Source organism: Tritonibacter sp. SIMBA_163, from assembly GCF_046535935.1.
Classification (GTDB): domain Bacteria; phylum Pseudomonadota; class Alphaproteobacteria; order Rhodobacterales; family Rhodobacteraceae; genus Epibacterium; species Epibacterium scottomollicae.
The window spans coordinates 1-242 of the sequence record NZ_JAWJBP010001168.1; the positions used below are offsets into that span (position 1 = coordinate 1).

Below are 242 nucleotides of genomic sequence, written 5' to 3' on the forward strand. Positions count from 1 at the left end.
GTGACCGGCGGGCCGGTGCTGCAGATCGCCTCGGGCGACGCGGTGGTGGCGGCGTTCCGCCGGGCGCTGGCGCTGGCGGTGGGGGGGATCGCGTTGCTGCTGCTCCTGCGGCTGTGGAGCTTCGGGCTCACCGCCCTGGTGCTGGTGCCGCTCCTGCTGGGCGGGGCGCTCACCGGGGCGTTCATGGTGCTGATCGATATGCCGCTGAACTTCGCCAACGTCATCGCGCTGCCGCTGCTGCT

The 242-nt window shown here is 72.7% G+C and carries 1 protein-coding gene; it reads left to right on the forward strand.

Translation table 11 applies throughout. From position 1 onward, the window contains the following. Positions 1 to 242: hypothetical protein (locus R0J92_RS25995; RefSeq protein ID WP_411053813.1), on the forward strand; the 242-nt coding region annotated here is incomplete at both ends.